The organism is Stenotrophomonas sp. ZAC14D1_NAIMI4_1 (assembly GCF_003086775.1).
In the GTDB taxonomy this organism is placed as follows: Bacteria; Pseudomonadota; Gammaproteobacteria; order Xanthomonadales; family Xanthomonadaceae; genus Stenotrophomonas.
Window position 1 is genome coordinate 3,038,560 of the sequence record NZ_CP026001.1, and the last position, 15,796, is coordinate 3,054,355.

At 67.5% G+C, this 15,796-nt stretch carries 14 protein-coding genes, 2 tRNA genes and 1 pseudogene; 11 read left to right on the forward strand and 6 right to left on the reverse strand.

What is annotated here, in order from left to right; genetic code table 11:
• Positions 1-5: 5 nt before the first annotated feature.
• The 5 genes from C1927_RS14030 (at position 6) to C1927_RS14050 (ending at position 3,892) form a co-directional block, all read left to right on the forward strand.
• A complete protein-coding gene (locus C1927_RS14030; RefSeq protein ID WP_079222496.1) occupies positions 6-623 on the forward strand; it encodes a DsbE family thiol:disulfide interchange protein in 618 nt (205 codons plus the stop codon).
• A gap of 31 nt (positions 624-654) precedes the next feature.
• On the forward strand, positions 655-1,077 hold the full coding sequence (locus C1927_RS14035; RefSeq protein WP_108747853.1) for a cytochrome c-type biogenesis protein: 423 nt from the start codon (positions 655-657) through the stop codon (positions 1,075-1,077).
• Complete coding sequence (locus tag C1927_RS14040) at positions 1,071-2,063, forward strand: tetratricopeptide repeat protein (protein WP_108747854.1); 993 nt, start codon at positions 1,071-1,073, stop codon at positions 2,061-2,063. Before C1927_RS14035 ends, C1927_RS14040 begins: the two co-directional genes overlap by 7 nt.
• A gap of 371 nt (positions 2,064-2,434) precedes the next feature.
• Positions 2,435-3,547, forward strand: coding sequence for a homoserine O-acetyltransferase (locus tag C1927_RS14045; protein WP_108747029.1), 1,113 nt, complete (start codon positions 2,435-2,437; stop codon positions 3,545-3,547).
• Positions 3,548-3,892, forward strand: coding sequence for a DUF1294 domain-containing protein (locus C1927_RS14050; protein WP_108747030.1), 345 nt, complete (start codon positions 3,548-3,550; stop codon positions 3,890-3,892). It begins immediately after the preceding gene.
• A 93-nt stretch (positions 3,893-3,985) separates the two neighbouring features.
• On the opposite strand, the gene cydC is transcribed toward C1927_RS14050, so the two are convergent.
• Both cydC and cydD read right to left on the reverse strand, forming a co-directional pair.
• Positions 3,986-5,659, reverse strand: a complete 1,674-nt coding sequence (gene cydC / locus C1927_RS14055; protein ID WP_108747031.1) for a thiol reductant ABC exporter subunit CydC — start codon at positions 5,657-5,659, stop codon at positions 3,986-3,988.
• A complete protein-coding gene (gene cydD, locus C1927_RS14060) occupies positions 5,656-7,404 on the reverse strand; it encodes a thiol reductant ABC exporter subunit CydD (RefSeq protein WP_108747032.1) in 1,749 nt (582 codons plus the stop codon). Before cydD ends, cydC begins: the two co-directional genes overlap by 4 nt.
• 224 nt (positions 7,405-7,628) lie before the next feature.
• Here cydD and C1927_RS14065 point away from each other — a divergent pair, with 224 nt between their 5' ends.
• From C1927_RS14065 to C1927_RS14085, 5 genes are all read left to right on the forward strand, one after another.
• On the forward strand, positions 7,629-9,212 hold the full coding sequence (locus tag C1927_RS14065) for a cytochrome ubiquinol oxidase subunit I (RefSeq protein ID WP_079222501.1): 1,584 nt from the start codon (positions 7,629-7,631) through the stop codon (positions 9,210-9,212).
• A gap of 15 nt (positions 9,213-9,227) precedes the next feature.
• The gene (gene cydB / locus C1927_RS14070; protein ID WP_079222502.1) at positions 9,228-10,382 is read left to right on the forward strand and encodes a cytochrome d ubiquinol oxidase subunit II; all 1,155 of its coding nucleotides are present in this window, start codon (positions 9,228-9,230) and stop codon (positions 10,380-10,382) included.
• Positions 10,383-10,477: 95 nt separating this feature from the next.
• A complete protein-coding gene (gene cydX, locus C1927_RS14075; protein ID WP_079222503.1) occupies positions 10,478-10,594 on the forward strand; it encodes a cytochrome bd-I oxidase subunit CydX in 117 nt (38 codons plus the stop codon).
• A 55-nt stretch (positions 10,595-10,649) separates the two neighbouring features.
• Positions 10,650-10,726, forward strand: a tRNA-Pro gene (locus tag C1927_RS14080).
• A gap of 141 nt (positions 10,727-10,867) precedes the next feature.
• Positions 10,868-10,944, forward strand: a tRNA-Pro gene (locus C1927_RS14085).
• Positions 10,945-11,054: 110 nt separating this feature from the next.
• Here the strand turns inward: C1927_RS14085 and C1927_RS14090 are convergent.
• From C1927_RS14090 to C1927_RS21890, 4 genes and pseudogenes are all read right to left on the reverse strand, one after another.
• Positions 11,055-11,408 (reverse strand): hypothetical protein, encoded by a 354-nt coding sequence (locus tag C1927_RS14090; protein WP_108747033.1) that lies wholly within the window; start codon positions 11,406-11,408, stop codon positions 11,055-11,057.
• 484 nt (positions 11,409-11,892) lie between these two features.
• Positions 11,893-12,483 (reverse strand): Imm52 family immunity protein, encoded by a 591-nt coding sequence (locus C1927_RS14095; RefSeq protein ID WP_159096649.1) that lies wholly within the window; start codon positions 12,481-12,483, stop codon positions 11,893-11,895.
• 155 nt (positions 12,484-12,638) lie between these two features.
• Positions 12,639-13,373: a Tox-REase-5 domain-containing protein gene (locus C1927_RS14100; RefSeq protein ID WP_108747035.1), complete on the reverse strand. Its 735-nt coding sequence runs from the start codon at positions 13,371-13,373 to the stop codon at positions 12,639-12,641.
• A gap of 161 nt (positions 13,374-13,534) precedes the next feature.
• Positions 13,535-13,882: pseudogene (locus C1927_RS21890) on the reverse strand (PAAR domain-containing protein); the annotation flags it as partial.
• A 205-nt stretch (positions 13,883-14,087) separates the two neighbouring features.
• Here C1927_RS21890 and C1927_RS14110 point away from each other — a divergent pair.
• Entirely contained in the window at positions 14,088-15,293 is a 1,206-nt protein-coding gene (locus C1927_RS14110) for an MFS transporter (protein ID WP_079222507.1), read from the forward strand.
• Positions 15,294-15,796 lie beyond the last annotated feature (503 nt).

A 15,796-nucleotide genomic window follows, 5' to 3' on the forward strand; every position in this document is an offset into this window, starting at 1 on the left:
TTTCCATGTCCGAGTCCCCCGCCCCGCGTCCTTCCCGCCCGCTGCCGCCGGTAGCCATCGTGATCGGCGTGCTGTTCTTCTTCGGCCTGCTGGGGCTGATGATCTACGGGGTGATGAAATCGGGCGACCCGCAGCGCGACGTGCTGCCGTCGGCGCTGATCGACAAGCCGGCACCGGCCTTTGCGCTGCCGGTGCTGCACGATCCCAGCATGACCGTGCGCAGCGAAGAGCTGCGCGGCGCACCCTACCTGCTGAACGTGTGGGGCAGCTGGTGCGCGGCCTGCCGCGAGGAACACCCGGTGCTGACCCGCTTCGCCGAAAGCAAGCGCGTGCGCGTGATCGGCTACAACTGGAAGGATGAACCGACCGACGCGCTGCACTGGCTGGAAACGCTGGGCAACCCGTTCATGGTCGTGCTGAGCGATGTTGAAGGCCGCACCGCCATCGACTGGGGCGTGACCGCCGCGCCGGAAACCTTCCTGGTCGACGGCAGTGGCATCGTGCGCTGGAAGTACAGCGGCGCGATGACCCAGCAGGTGGTGGATGAGAAGCTGATCCCGGCGCTGCAGAAGATCGAGAAGGCCCAGGGCAATGCCGATGCCGGCCTGCACGGCAATCCATAAGCGCGGCCGCGGGCTGCTGCTTGCGCTGCTGATGGCCGCAGCGCTGCCGGCGCTGGCCCAGCAGCCGCTGCACGACCCGCGCCCTCTCGCCTTCCGCGACGCTGCCGAAGAATCGCGCTTCCACGACCTGGCCGCGCAGCTGCGCTGCGTGCAGTGCCAGAACCAGTCGCTGGCCGATTCCAACGCACAGATCGCCCAGGACCTGCGCCGCGAGGTGCTGCAGCTGATGCAGCAGGGCCACGACGACGCGCAGATCAAGCAGTTCCTGGTGGCCCGTTACGGCGAATTCGTGCTGTACCAGCCGCCGCTGCAGCCGGGCACCTGGCTGCTGTGGGGTGGCCCGTTGCTGCTGCTGGGCGCCGGCGGCCTGGTGGTGCTGGGCATCGTCCGCCGCCGTGGCCGCAACGTGGCGCCTGCACCGGCCGGCAACACCGACGAAGGAGATGGCTGGTGAGCAACGCATTGCCGTGGTTGGCTGGCCTGGTGGCTGCGCTGATGGCCGCACTGGTGCTGTGGCCGCTGCGCCAGCAGGGCCGTCGCGGTTTCATGCTGGGCGTGCTGGCACTGGGCGTGGTCGGCGCCTGCCTGTACCTGCTGGTGGGCGACCCGCGCGCCGCACGCATGCAGCCGGCACCATCGGTGGCCACCCTGCGTGATGGCGTGAGCGCACTGCAGCAGGCACTTGAGCGCGATCCGCAGCGTGCCGATGGCTGGGCGCTGCTCGGCCGTTCGCAGAGTGAGCTGGGCAACACCGCTGCAGCGGCCGAGGCCTTCGCCCGCGCCGTGGCCCTCGCCCCGGATGATGCCGGCGTCCTGGTGGAAGCCGCACAGGCGCGCGCACAGGCCGATGCCGGCAAGCAGTTCGACGATACCGCGATGGACTGGCTGCAACAGGCGCGTCGCCTGGCACCGGACGCGGAGCGCGCCAGCTGGCTGCTCGGCATTGCCCTGCGCCAGCGCGGAAAGAACGCCGAGGCGGCCGACGTCTGGAGCAGCCTGCTGCCGCGCCTGGAGCCCGGTGCTGCACAGGCCCTGCAGGCACAGATCGCCATCGCCCGCGAAGCCGCGGGCCAGGCCCCGCAGGCACCGGCCGTGGATGCGCCCGCGCTGCTGCAGGTTCGCGTACACCTGCCCGCATCGCTGGCGCAGGGCGATTGGCCGGCCAGCACCCAGGTATTCGTGCTGGCCCGCGCCGTCGGCGGCCCGCCGATGCCGGTGGCCGCACGCAAGCTGCCGCTGGCGGGTTTCCCGGCCACGGTCGGGCTCGGTGACGGTGACAGCCCGATGCCGACCGCCCCCTTGTCGGCGCACGCCGAAGTGGAGGTGCTGGCACGCATTTCGCGCAGCGGCAGCGCCAACCGCAGCGAAGGCGACCTGCAGAGCGACGTGGTGCGGGTGAAGCTGCCGCATGACGGCGTGGTCGAGTTGCGGTTCCCGTAACGCGCACCGCTGCGCCCGCCGGGCATGGCCCGGCGCTACCCACGCCCCCCCCCCCCCCGCCGCGCGGGGCCCGTCCCGCGCGGCGCACTCGCCGCCCATGTGAACCACCGTGTTGCCCGCTGGAAGCGACCATGCGCCAACCCCAGCGAAGTGGACCTTGAGGGGGACGTGGGGCGGGTGGAGCTGCCGCATGACGGCGTGGTCCACTTGCCGTTCCCCGAACCCGCACCGCTGCGCCCGCCGGGCATGGCCCGGCGCCACCCCCCCCCCCCCCCCCCCGGTAGCGCCGGGCCATGCCCGGCGGATGCATGCGTCGCCAATGGAAACCAGCGTGTCGCCAGGTGCACAGGCTGCCCCGCTAGAATGCCTGCATGACCGAATTCATCCCGCCCGGCACCCGCTTCCATGCCCTGCCCTCGCCCTTCCCGTTCAAGCGCGGCGGCGCACTGCACGGCGCGCGCGTGGCCTATGAAACCTGGGGCACCCTGGCTGCCGACGGTCGCAATGCGATCCTGATCGTCACCGGCCTGTCGCCGGACGCGCACGCCGCCGCCAACGCCGGCAACCCGGCCGCGGGCTGGTGGGAAGCGATGGTCGGCGCCGGCAAGCCCATCGATACCGACCGCTGGTTCGTGGTCTGCGTCAATTCGCTGGGCAGCTGCAAGGGTTCCACCGGTCCGGCGTCGCAGAACCCGGCCACCGGCGAACCCTATCGCCTCGATTTCCCGGAACTGTCGGTGGAAGACGGTGCACGCGCCGCCATCGAGGTGGTGCATGCCCTGGGGATCGCGCAACTGGCCTGCGTGGTCGGCAATTCGATGGGCGGCATGACCGCGCTGGCCGTGCTGATGCTGCAGCCGGGCATCGCCCGCAGCCACGTCAATATTTCCGGCAGCGCGCAGGCACTGCCGTTCTCCATCGCCATCCGCTCGCTGCAGCGCGAAGCCATCCGCCTGGACCCGCAGTGGAACGGTGGGCGTTACACCGAAACCGACTACCCCGAATCGGGCATGCGCATGGCGCGCAAGCTGGGCGTGATCACCTATCGCTCCGCGCTGGAATGGGATGGCCGCTTCGGCCGCGTGCGGCTGGATTCAGACCAGACCGACGATGATCCGTTCGGGCTGGAATTCCAGGTGGAAAGCTACCTCGAAGGCCATGCACGGCGCTTCGTGCGCTTCTTCGATCCGAACTGCTACCTGTACCTGAGCCGCTCGATGGACTGGTTCGACCTGGCCGAGTATGCCGATGGGGACGTGCTGGCGGGGCTGGCACAGATCCGTGTCGAAAAGGCACTGGCCATCGGCGCCAACACCGACATCCTGTTCCCGGTGCAGCAGCAGCAGCAGGTGGCCGACGGCCTGCGTGCCGGCGGCGCCGATGCGCAGTTCATCGGCCTGGATTCACCGCAGGGCCACGACGCCTTCCTGGTCGACTTCGACCGCTTCGGCCCGGCCGTGCGCGGCTTCCTCGACGCGCTGTAAGTGGCCTGGCGGCGCAACCTGGCGTTGGCCGCGTTCGGCGCGCTGGTCGCGCTGACGCTCTGCGCGGTGCTGCCGCTGTGGCTGGGCGGCTGGTGCCTGCTGGCCAGTGCGGTGTCGTTCGGGCTGTACGGGCATGACAAGCGCGCGGCACAGCGCAAGCAGTGGCGCATTCCCGAGCGCACGCTGCAGCTGCTGGCGTTCGCCGGTGGCTGGCCGGGGGCGCTGCTGGGCCAGGCGCTGTTCCGCCACAAGCACCGCAAGGCGGAATTCCAGTGGGTGTTCTGGCTGTGCGTGGTGGCGAACGTCGCATCGATCGCAGTGATGCTGCGCGAATTCGCGCGGTAACCACCCGGAAGGGTAGTGCCGGCCGCTGGCCGGCAAGCTCGTGATGTTCGACGCGGATGCGTGGTTGCCGGCCAGCGACCGGCACTACCGCGATTACGCTTCGCGCTCCAGCACGCCGTCACGCAACCGGTACTGCGCATCCACGACGCCGTTGGGCAGGTCGTCGTGGGTGATCATCAACAGGCTGCGGCCCTCCAGCAGGCCAGCCAGATCCTGCAGCAGCGCGCGCGCGGTATCCACATCCAGGCCTTCGGTCGGTTCGTCCAGCAGCAGGATCGGCGCGTTGCGCAGCAGCGCCCGCGCCAATGCCAGGCGCCGCGCCTGCCCGGCCGACATCGTCGCGCCGTTCTCGCCTACCCACGCCTGCAGGCCGCCATTGCGTTCGGCCCACTCACCCAGGCGCACGCGGCGCAGCACCGCCCACAGGGCGTCATCGCCGGCTTCAGGGTCACCCAGCCGCAGGTTCTCGGCCACCGTGCCGGCAAATACCGGCGCGTTCTGCGGCAACCACGCCAGCTGCCGATGCCAATCGGCCTGGGCGAACCCGCGCAGATCGTGTCCGCCGTAGCTCAACCGCCCCTGCTGCGGATCCCACAGGCGCAGCAGCAGGCTGGACAGCGTGGTCTTGCCACTGCCGCTGTCGCCGCGGATGGCGATGCGCTCACCGGGTGCCAGGGACAACTGCAGGCCCGACAGCACCGGCCGCGCCGCGCCCGGCCAGCGGAAATGCACGTCTTCCCAGTGCACGGTGGCAGCCTGCGGCACCGCCTGCGGCAGCGACGGGTCTTCCACCGTCGGCGCCTGCTCGACGATGGACTGCAGGCGGTCCGCAGCGATGCGGCCGGACTGCAGCGACTGCCATGCCAGACCCATGCCCGCCCACAACTCGATCATCGCCACGGTCAGGAACACCAGCCCGGCGGCCATCTCCGCAGGAATGCGCTGCTGTTCTGCCGCATGCAGGGCCAGCGCCAGCATCGCCACCAGGCCCAGCCCGGCCACCAGGCCATGCAGGGTGGACGCCGCGATCAGCCGCCAGCGCCGGCGCCGGTCGCGCGAGGCCAGCTGCTTGGCTGCCACGCGCACCTTCAGCTGCCACGCGGCATCGGCATGCAGCGCGGCCAGGTCGCCCGCACCCTCCAGCCCTTCGAATGCAGCCGTCCGCAGCGCAGCGCGATGCGCGGCACGATCGGCTTCTTCATCGTCATGCCCGCGCACGCCCAGCCACGGCACGCCGAAGCCGATCAGCAGCGCCAGCACGGCCAGGAGCACGGCGGCCGAGGGCAGGATCATCGCCGCCGCGCCCACCGCCACCAGCGACAGCGCACCCAGCGCCACCAGCGGCCCGATGGCGCGCACCAGCAGGCCATCGACCTCGCCGATATCGCCCAGCAGGCGGGCCAGCAGTTCACCGGTGCGCGTGGCCCCCAGCCGCGCCGGTGCCAGCGGCAGCGCGCGCCGGAAGAACCACACGCGCAGGTCGCGGGCGATGCGCAGCGTGGCATCGTGGCCGACCAGCTTTTCGAAATAGCGCGACACGATGCGCGCCATGGTCAGCCCGCGGATGCCGGCCGAAGGCGAGAAGAAGTTGAAACCCTGCGCCAGCCCTGCCGCACCGGCCAACGCGGCGGCGGTGAGGAAACCACCGGACAGGCCCAGCAGCGCGGTGCCGGCCAGCATGGTGATCCACAGCAGCAGCACCGTCAGCAGCAGGCGCGGCCGGTGGCGCAGGAACACCGCGCGCAGCGAATCGGGCGAACGGCTCATGCGCGCACCGCCTGTGCCGGGTCGACCATGCGTCCTTCGGGCAGCAGCAGGCAACGGTCTGCCCAGGCGATCACCACCGGGCTGTGGGTGGCCACCACCACGCTGCGGCCGCGCGCGTACGCGGCCAGGCTGCGCAGCAACGCCGCTTCGGTATCGGCATCGAGGAAGGCGGTGGGCTCGTCCAGCAGCAGCACCTGCGGGTCGCGCAGCAGCAGCCGGGCCAGGCCGATGCGCCGGGCTTCGCCGCCGGACAGGCCGAAGCCGCGCTCACCGATCACGGTATCCAGCCCATCGGGCAGGCGCTGGGCGAACTGCAGCACCTGCGCCGCCTCGGCCACCGCGCGCAGGCGTGCATCGCTGGCCGCCGGGTCGGCCAGGCGCAGGTTGTCGGCAATCGAGCCATGGAACAGGTAGGGACGCTGGCTGGCATAGGCCACCTGCACGCCAGGGCGCAGCTGTACCCGCCCCGCACGCGGCGGCAGCCACCCGGCCAGCGCTTCCAGCAGCGTGCTCTTGCCCGAGCCACTGGGGCCGACAAGCGCCAGCCGCTGCCCGGGCTCCAGCCGCAGGTCCACGCCCTGCAGCACATCCTGCGGGGCGCCCAAGGGGCGCAGCACCAGCCCCTGTGCCAGCACCGGCGGCAAGGCCGCCTCGGCCGGCTCCACCGCCAGCGGTGCCACCGGCACCTCGGCCATCACCGGCTCGTCCGGCAGCGAAAGCAGCAGGCGCTCCACCTCGGCCGCGGCGGCCAGCGCGTTGGCGCGGTCGTGGTAATGCGCGGCCAGCCGCCGCAGCGGCGCGTAGAACTCCGGGGCCAGCAGCAGGCAGAACAGGCCCGCGCCCAGCGTCGGCACCGCTGCATGCAGCGACATCAGGCCCAGATAGCTCAGGCCCAGGTAGAGCGCGACCATCGCCACGCTCACCGAGGCAAAGAATTCCAGCACGGTGGATGACAGGAACGCGATGCGCAGCACCTTCATCGTACGCACGCGCACGCCCTCGGCCGCCGCTTCGATGCCAGCCAGTTCCGCCTCGCCGCGCCCATACAGGCGCAGCAGGCCCAGGCCCTTGATGCGATCGGCGAAGTGGCCGCTCATCCGCGCCAGTTCACCCAGCTGTGCGCGGCCGGCCGCTTCGGCGCCCCAGCCCACCAGCATCATGAAGAACGGCACCAGCGGCGCGGTGAACAGCAGGATCAGTGCCACCACCCAGTCGACCCAGGCCACCGCGGCCAGGATCAGCAGCGGCACCACCACCACTTCGGTACGCACCGGCAGGAAGCCGCTGTAATAGCTTTCGATGGCATCGCCGTGGTGCAGCATCAGCTCGCCCAGTTCACCGGTGCGGCGCTGCCGCAGCCACAGCGGGCCGTGCCCGAGCAGGCGCGCGAACACACGCTCACGCAGGGCCAGCCGGGCGGCATCGGCCACATCACCGGCGGCGGCCTGGGTGGCGCTGCCCAGCAGCGTGCGCAGCACCAGGATGACGGCCAGCGCGGCCAGGACCGGCAGGCCGCTGGCCAACGGCGCGCGTTCCACCAGCACGGTCTGCACCAGCCAGGCGATCGCGGCGGCCTGGCCGACCAGCAGGGCGCCGGAGAGGCTGATGCACAGGGCGGCCAGGCGCTGCCGGCCGCGCGCGGCATGGGCCAGGCCAGCCAGCCACGCGGTGCGGGCGCGCCGCTGCAGGGCCGATTCTTCTTCTGCGGTACGCGGCTCGGCAGCAGTGGGTTTGGCAGCGCTCAAAGTCTTCACAGATGGCAGGGAATGCCCCGCATTGTAGGCGCAGGCAACAGTGTCCCCCTGCGGCCGGCGGTCGCAGTGGTCACGGGAATGGCATACGATCCTCTTGGGTTCCCATTCATACATTGATCTGGATCAAGGCTGTTTGAAGTAGTCGGTCACATCATTCACCCGTAGACCACCCTTCCCGCCACCCGCAACGGCACTATCCACGAGGTAGCCAGGCCATGATTGATCAGACAGTCGTAGAACTGTCGCGGCTGCAATTCGCTCTGACCGCGATGTACCACTTCCTATTCGTACCGCTCACGCTTGGCCTGTCCTTCATGGTGGCCATCATGGAGAGCGTGTACGTCATGACCCGCAAGCAGGTCTGGCGGCAGATGACCCTGTTCTGGGGCACGCTGTTCGGCATCAACTTCGCCATCGGCGTGGCCACCGGCCTGGTGATGGAATTCCAGTTCGGCATGAACTGGTCGTACTACAGCCACTACGTGGGTGACATCTTCGGTGCGCCGCTGGCCATCGAAGGCCTGATGGCGTTCTTCCTGGAAGCTACCTTCATCGGCCTGTTCTTCTTTGGCTGGAAGCGCCTGAGCCCGGTCAAGCACCTCACCGTCACCTGGCTGATGGCGCTGGGCACCAACCTGTCGGCGGTGTGGATCCTGATCGCCAACGGCTGGATGCAGAACCCGACCGGTGCGGTGTTCAACCCGGACACGATGCGCATGGAAGTGGTGGATTTCGCCGCCGTGCTGCTCAATCCGGTGGCACAGGCCAAGTTCGTGCACACCGTCAGTGCCGGCTACGTGACCGGCGCCATCTTCGTGATGTCGATCAGCGCCCTGTACCTGCTGCGCAACAAGCACAAGGACATGGCCCGCCGTTCGTTCGCGGTGGCCGCAGCCTTCGGCCTGCTGTCCTCGCTGTCGGTGGTGGTGCTGGGTGACGAAAGCGGTTACGCCGCCAGCGAACACCAGAAGATGAAGCTGGCCGCGATCGAAGCGATGTGGGAAACCGAGCGTGCGCCGGCCGACTTCACCGCCTTCGGCATTCCCAACCAGGCCACCCACCAGAACGATTACGCGATCAAGATCCCGTACCTGATGGGCCTGATCGCCACCCGTTCGCTGGACCAGCCGATTCCCGGCATCCTGGAACTGGTGGAGCGCGCCGAGCACCGCATCCGCGGTGGCCAGATCGCCTATGGCGCGCTGGAGCGGATCAAGAAGGACAAGACCGACCTGCAGGCGCGCGAGATGTTCGACCGCCACTGGCAGGACCTGGGCCACGGCCTGCTGCTGAAGCGCTACCGCGAGGACATCCTCAACGCCACGCCGGAGGAAATCTCCAAGGCGGCGATGGATACCGTGCCGCGCGTGGCACCGCTGTTCTGGACCTTCCGCATCATGGCGGGCCTGGGCTTCTACCTCATCGCCTTCTTCGCCCTGGCGTTCTACTACTCCTGCCGCAACAACTTCCAGGACAAGCGCTGGTTCCTGAGGCTGGCCGTGTGGAGCCTGCCGGCGCCGTGGATCGCGATCGAATGCGGCTGGTTCGTGGCCGAGTACGGCCGCCAGCCGTGGGCGGTGGATGGCGTGCTGCCCACCTTCTACGCGGCATCGGGCCTGGCCCTGCATGAAATCCTGACCACGCTGGCGGTGTTCACCGCGCTCTATACGGTGCTGCTGATCATCGAGATCAAGCTGATGCTGAAGGCGATCCGCACCGGCCCGGACGACATCCTGCCGACGCTGCAGGCTGACATCCGGCCTGTTTCCCCCACTGCAGCCGCTGCCGGACAGGCCTGAGGCAGGAGAATCCAGATGGAATTCATTGCACTTGATTACACCACGCTCCGCGTGATCTGGTGGCTGCTGCTTGGCATCCTGCTGATCGGCTGGGCGGTGATGGACGGCTTCGACCTCGGCGTTGGCACCCTGCTGCCGTTCGTGGCGAAAACCGATGAAGAACGCCGGCTGGTGATCAACACCGTCGGCCCGGTCTGGGAAGGCAACCAGGTCTGGCTGGTGCTGGGGGGCGGCGCGATCTTCGCCGCCTGGCCGCCGCTGTATGCGGTCAGCTTCTCCGGCTTCTACCTGGCGGTGTTTGCCATGCTGTTCGGCCTGATCCTGCGGCCGGTCGGCTTCAAGTACCGCAGCAAGATGCCGTCCAAGCGCTGGCGCGACAACTGGGATCGCGTGCTGTTCGTGGGTGGCCTGCTGCCGGGCCTGATTGCGGGCGTGGCGGTGGGCAACGTGCTGCTGGGCGTGCCGTTCCACTTCGATGACACCCTGCGCGTGACCTACACCGGTTCGTTCTTCGGCCTGCTCACGCCGTTCGCCCTCATCGCCGGCCTGGTCAGCGTGGCCATGCTGGTGTCGCACGGTGCGGCCATGCTGGTCATCAAGACCGACGGCCCGGTGGCCGAACGTGCCGCGCGCTACGGCAGCATCGCCGCGCTCATCAGCTTCGTGCTGTTCGCCGTGGCGGGCGTCTGGGTGGCCTTCGGCCTGCCCGGCTACCAGATCACCTCGCAGGTGGTGACCGATGGCCCGACCAACCCGCTGCTGAAGACCGCAGCGATCGGCACCGCTGCCGGCGGCTGGCTGCGCAACTACAGCAGCATGCCAGCCACGATCGTGTTCCCGGTGCTGGGCCTGCTGGGTGCGCTGGCCAGTGCGGTGCTGCTGCGTGCACGCCGCGGCGGCCTGGCCTTCATCGCCTCGGGCGCCTCCATCGCCGGCATCATCCTCACCGTCGGCTTCGCCATCTTCCCCTTCCTGCTGCCGTCCTCCAGCCAGCCCACCTCCAGCCTGACCGTCTGGGACAGCTCGTCCAGCCACCTCACGCTGTGGATCATGCTGCTGGCCACGGCCATCTTCCTGCCGATCATCCTCGCCTACACCACCTGGGTGTACCGCGTGCTGAAGGGCAAGACGACGGTTGAAGAGATGGGCGACAACCCGAACGCGTATTGATGGATTGCCTATGTGCCGACCAACGGTCGGCACCCACCATGAGCACTCTGTGCCGGCCACGGCCGGCACATGCCCCGAACGAAGGAGATACGAGCATGTGGTATTTCGCCTGGATCCTCGGCACTGGCCTGGCCTCCACCGTGGCCATCCTCAACGGCATGTGGTTCGAATCGCGCGAGCGGAACCGCCTTGAGAAAGAAAACAGTCGCTGAGCTGTAAAAAAGCCTTGCCGCCTTGGCCTTCACACGGTATCTTAGGCGGCTCCTTCGGGGTGTAGCTCAGTCTGGTAGAGCGCTACGTTCGGGACGTAGAGGTCGCAGGTTCGAATCCTGTCTCCCCGACCACTTTGGTGGTCGCATTGAAGCCTGGTGAAGTCTTCCAGGCTTTTTTGTTCCCTGAAGGGTTCCATTGCTCCGGCAATGTGAAGAAACACCATTTACCCCTTGCCGCCATCGGGGTGAATGGATAGAATAGGCGGCTCCCTTCGGGGTGTAGCTCAGTCTGGTAGAGCGCTACGTTCGGGACGTAGAGGTCGCAGGTTCGAATCCTGTCTCCCCGACCACTTCAGTGGTCACCAAGAAGCCTGGAAGACGACAGTCCTCCGGGTTTTTTTGTGCCTGTCGCCCGGGCCTGCAACGGGGCAAGGCAGCCGCCCTGCCCCGCCGCGTTCCTTCAGCAGGGCCGCACGTTCAGGCTGGCATACATGGCCAGCGCCCGGCAGGCCTGCATCAGCCCCTCCACGATGCGCTCGCCCACATCCTGGTCCGGCCCGCCATCCTGCCGCGCCCGCTCGGCCGCCAGCAGGATGTCATGCACGGTGCGCAGCCCCACCAGCGCACAATCCAGATCGGCCAGTGCGATGCGCCGGCCTGGGGCCAGCTGTGGCTCTGGCCAGGGGCGGCCATCGGATGCGCCGCCGCCGTCGATGCCACGCAACTGCGCGACGAAGGTGATGGGCTCGCCAGCGGTATCGGCATTGGCCGGCGCGTGACCGGTGGGCGGGAAGGAAGTATCAGACGTCTTCATGGGCATTCTCCATGCAAGGAACACAGTGAAGCCGCCGCAGAAAAGCGGCGGGCGATACGTGGCTGCAAAAACCCGGCTGACTTCGTTCGGGCGGATGTGCTTGCGCACACCCCCACGCACCGCCCGCCATGGAACGCGAACGGAATGCCAGCCGGCGCCGCGCGAAGCGACGCCGGCTGGCAAGCGTATACAACAAGTCAGCTCGGGTTTTGCAGTCCCGGCCACCCTTTTCCGGTGGCATGCGAAGGTGTAAACGCCAACGCACGATGTGCCAATGGGCAAACGCGCCACTGCAACAATTCGTACGATTCGCGACATTGTTGCACAGCGTCTGCGGGCGTCCAGAACCTAGGGGCGCAAAGGCTTGGCAGTGTTAAGCCGCAAGCGCCGTTGTGCCGCGCGGCAGGATGGGGGTTGTGCGGATTGCGTCACCCTGCGCGCGGTGGAAGCGCTGCGAGAGAGTGCGGGGCGGTCGTGGTCGTGCTCAGCCCTTTAGGTGAGGATCGGTCACCGGCAACAGATCGTAGCTGGCCAGATCCATTTCGACGCGGTGCACCTTGTCCACCTGCACGTCGTCGGTGGGGTCGAACACGCCCGGCACCGAGACGATCACCGTTCCCAGGCCATCAATCGGGTGGACGGCATTCGCGTCGCGCATCTGCGCGTGGGTGATCTGCGCGGGCACGAAGCCCATCCAACCGAAGAATTCCCGGTGTTGATACAGGCGCCGGTCAAATTGATAGGCCACAAGGCCCTTATCGGGAGTTTCGGCTTTGACGTCCGTGCAGGCGAACGCAGGCTTCATCTCCTTTACCAAGCAAATCATCGCGTTGAGCATGATCGACGAGACGGCTTCTCCGAAAGGCTCAATCCCACTTATCCTAAAGTAGCTAGAGCCGTTTCTCGGATTCAACGAAAGAACTACAACCCCAGGCTTGCGCCAGTCCCGATTGTTGTCAACGTTACTCAGAATGATGGAGGCACCGAGCTCTTCATAATCACCAAATCGAGTGCGAAGGCCTTCAATATTTCTCGCCATTTTCATCAGGATCGCCTCTGAATCCTTCAGCGACACCGTCCTCTCCTCCCGGCTGGAAGGAAGCGCGTACCAGTCTGTCATCGAAGGACAAATCCTTGCCAGGCCCTTGGTAACGTTCACAGCCATAGTCAGAACCTGCTCCGGTGATCGCGACCCCGGTATTGTGCAGAAGTTGGTTTGCGCATCGATAATCATAGACCTCCTCCCGAGAAGGGCTCGTATCTGCAGATCACGGGGTCGACACGGCCAAGAGCGATGGCAGCTTGCATCGTCCGTGCCTGCATAAAACACCACAAGAGCTTCGCTTGCGGACCGGCAATAGCAATTGCAGCGCGCTGTCTCATCATCTCGTCCCTAAAGGGAACAAAAACACCATCCTCCACAAAGTTGTACTTTGGCCTCCCTTTCTCATCCAGAAACTGCTCATACCTCCCCTTCGCCTCCACCACCGTGCAGTCCTTCAACCAGAAGCCATCAAACTCACAGGCGTTGAAGTGCCACTCCTGCACGGTACGGGAGAACCCATCGCGCTCAAGGTAGTCAAACAGTGTATCCACCGAGAACAACCGCCGATCTGGATCGGCCTTGTCCGCCACCATGAATCCAAATCGCAGCGGCGCCGAGCGCAGGTTGGCAATGTATAGCTGGTACTCGTAGTTGATCAGATTGTCCTGGGTAACGAAGCGCGGGGTGATCGGCGGGCCAATGACCCCCTCCTTCAGCAGGCACTCGTTGCACGCGGTCTCGTCGGGCATCTGCGAGCAGTCCACCTCCCGCGCCTTGGCCGTCGGCTCAGCGCGCGCATCCGGCTTGGCTTTGCCGCGCACCCGCTGCTGGATATCGCCCACCACATCGCGGATGCCGTCGGCCACGTCACCGGTGGTCGGCCCGCCGTAGGGATCCACCGGATTGCCGTCTTCATCCACGCTGCCGTTACCGCCTTTTCAGCCGTCGGCGCGGCAGGCGCGAGCGCTGCGGGTGAAGTGGCACCCGCCGCCTGCGCGGTCTGCGCCACCGGTCCGCTGCCTGCGCCGCCGCCACCGCCGGCATCCACGAACACCAGCGACTGCTGCCCGGCGATAAGCGAGCACCCACACGACAGCTTGTCGCCGTCACGCGCCACCGGCTGGCCCTCAAACACCAGGGTGGAATCACCACTGACGATGGACGCCACGACCTGATGTTTGGGGCAGGTGGCTTTGTCACCTACCCGCGCCACAGGCTTGCCCTCGATGTCGGTCGCAGGCGAACCGGTAATCACCCGGCCCCCGCTGCTGGTCGCATCCCCCACCACAATCAACGTCCTTGCCACCCCACCATCCTTCCGTATTGGATTTGGCCCGAACCTAGCAATGGCGCAAACAGCCTGCACTTGAGCGCAGCGCAGCGTGCCCTGCCGTTGGCTGGGCGTGCGCCACGCAAACGCTGGAAACACAACGGATTCGCGGGAACAGAGCGGATTTCCGCCGCGCTGTGACAACGGACTTCAGGATGTGCGGATCGCGACAGTCAGCGCCGACAGGACCGGGCGCATCGCGCCACGTACAATGGCCACCTTTCCCCCACCCACCTCACCGGCGCTGTCCGGTGCGGCGCTGCACGCCCACGTTGCGGCGTGCGCCACCTGCAAGGACCCCCGCATGACGTCCCCCACTTCGCCCTCACCCTCGCTGCTGCATGGCCGCCTGCTGGCCTTCGTTGCCATCCTGCTGGCGGCGGTCAACCTGCGTACGGCGGTCACCTCCATCACCCCGCTGCTGGACGTGCTGGGCCAGCAGTTCGGCTTCGGCACCACCATGACCGGCGTGCTGGGCATGCTGCCGACGGCCTCGTTCGCACTGTTCGGCGTGACGACCCCGGCCGTGGCCCGGCGCCTGGGCCTGGAGCGCACCACGCTGCTGGCGATGACCCTGGCCATGGCCGGCCTGCTGCTGCGCTCCAGTGCCGGCAACGTCGGCACCCTGCTGCTCGGTTCGGTGATCGCGCTGGCCGGCATGGGCATCGGCAACGTGGTGGTGCCGCCGCTGGTGAAGCGCTACTTCGCCAACAAGGTGGGCACGATGAGCACGCTGTACATCAGCGTGCTGCAGCTGGGCACGATGACCCCGGCGCTGCTGGCGGTGCCGGTGGCCAATGCCGCTGGCTGGCGCGTGTCGCTGGGCATGTGGGCACTGCTGGCCCTGGCCGCCGCCCTGCCCTGGCTGCTGCTGGCCAAGCGTGCGCCCAGGCCGGTGCAGGACAGCAGCGACCCCAGCGCGCAGCCGCACGGCAAGGTCTGGCGCACGTCGCTGGGCTGGAGCATGACGCTGATGTTCGGCATGACCTCGCTGATGACCTATTCGATGTTCACCTGGCTGCCGCGCATCGTGGTCGAGGCCGGCGCCACGCCGGCGTTCGGTGGCGTGATGGTGGCGGTGTTCTCGGCGCTGGGCCTGCTGCCGTCACTGGTCATCCCCTCGCTGGCGGTGCGCCTGCCGAACCCGTTCCCTCTGGTGCTGATCGGCTTCTTCGCGTTCGTCATCGCCTTCACCGGCCTGCTGCTGGCACCGCTGAAGGCGCCGCTGCTGTGGGCGGCGCTGCTGGGCGTGGGCCCGTCCACCTTCCCGCTGGCGCTGACCCTGATCAACCTGCGCACGCGTACGCCTACCGGGTCGGCGGCGCTGTCCGGCTTCATGCAGGGCGTGGGTTACAGCTTCAGCTGCCTGGGGCCGTTCCTGGTGGGCTGGCTGCATACGGTCAGCAATGGCTGGGGGCTGCCGTTCGGCTTCCTGTTCGGCTGCGCGGCGCTGATGCTGGGCGCGTCGTGGGTGGCGTGCAAGCCGCGCAAGCTGGAAGACCTCTGGTAAGGGGTTGGGTTGCTGCGGCAGGGCTGCGCCCTGCACCTGCCAAGGTCAACGGCAACGGCAACAGCGGCTCTGGGTTTCTGTTTGCTGGGCGCGGCGGTGCGGGTGGGCAGGACACGCCGTGAACCCATCCTTGGGGGCTCGATGGCGCCCTCCATGGCGCCAACGGTCCTGCCCACCCACACCACCCCACCCCCGACAGTTTCCGTGTGACGGTTGGAACATCCACGTCCTGCGTGGATGAACGTGGTCGGATCTCGAATCTGAAGGGATGCGCACGTCTCTCTCACGATGCTTCTACACATCGCTTCGGCACCTGCTGACGTAGGGTGTCCAATCATGACGCGGAGGGGCTGCCGTTCTGGGCGGCTCCAGACCCCGGGTCAGGGCGCGGCGGCGCCCGGCGGGCGCCTTGGGCACCGCTGAAAGACCTGAAAAAGTGTTTGGTTGTCAGGGAGTTGCGATGAGCTTGACCGGTCTGGCGGGACTATTGCGTCTTAGCTGTA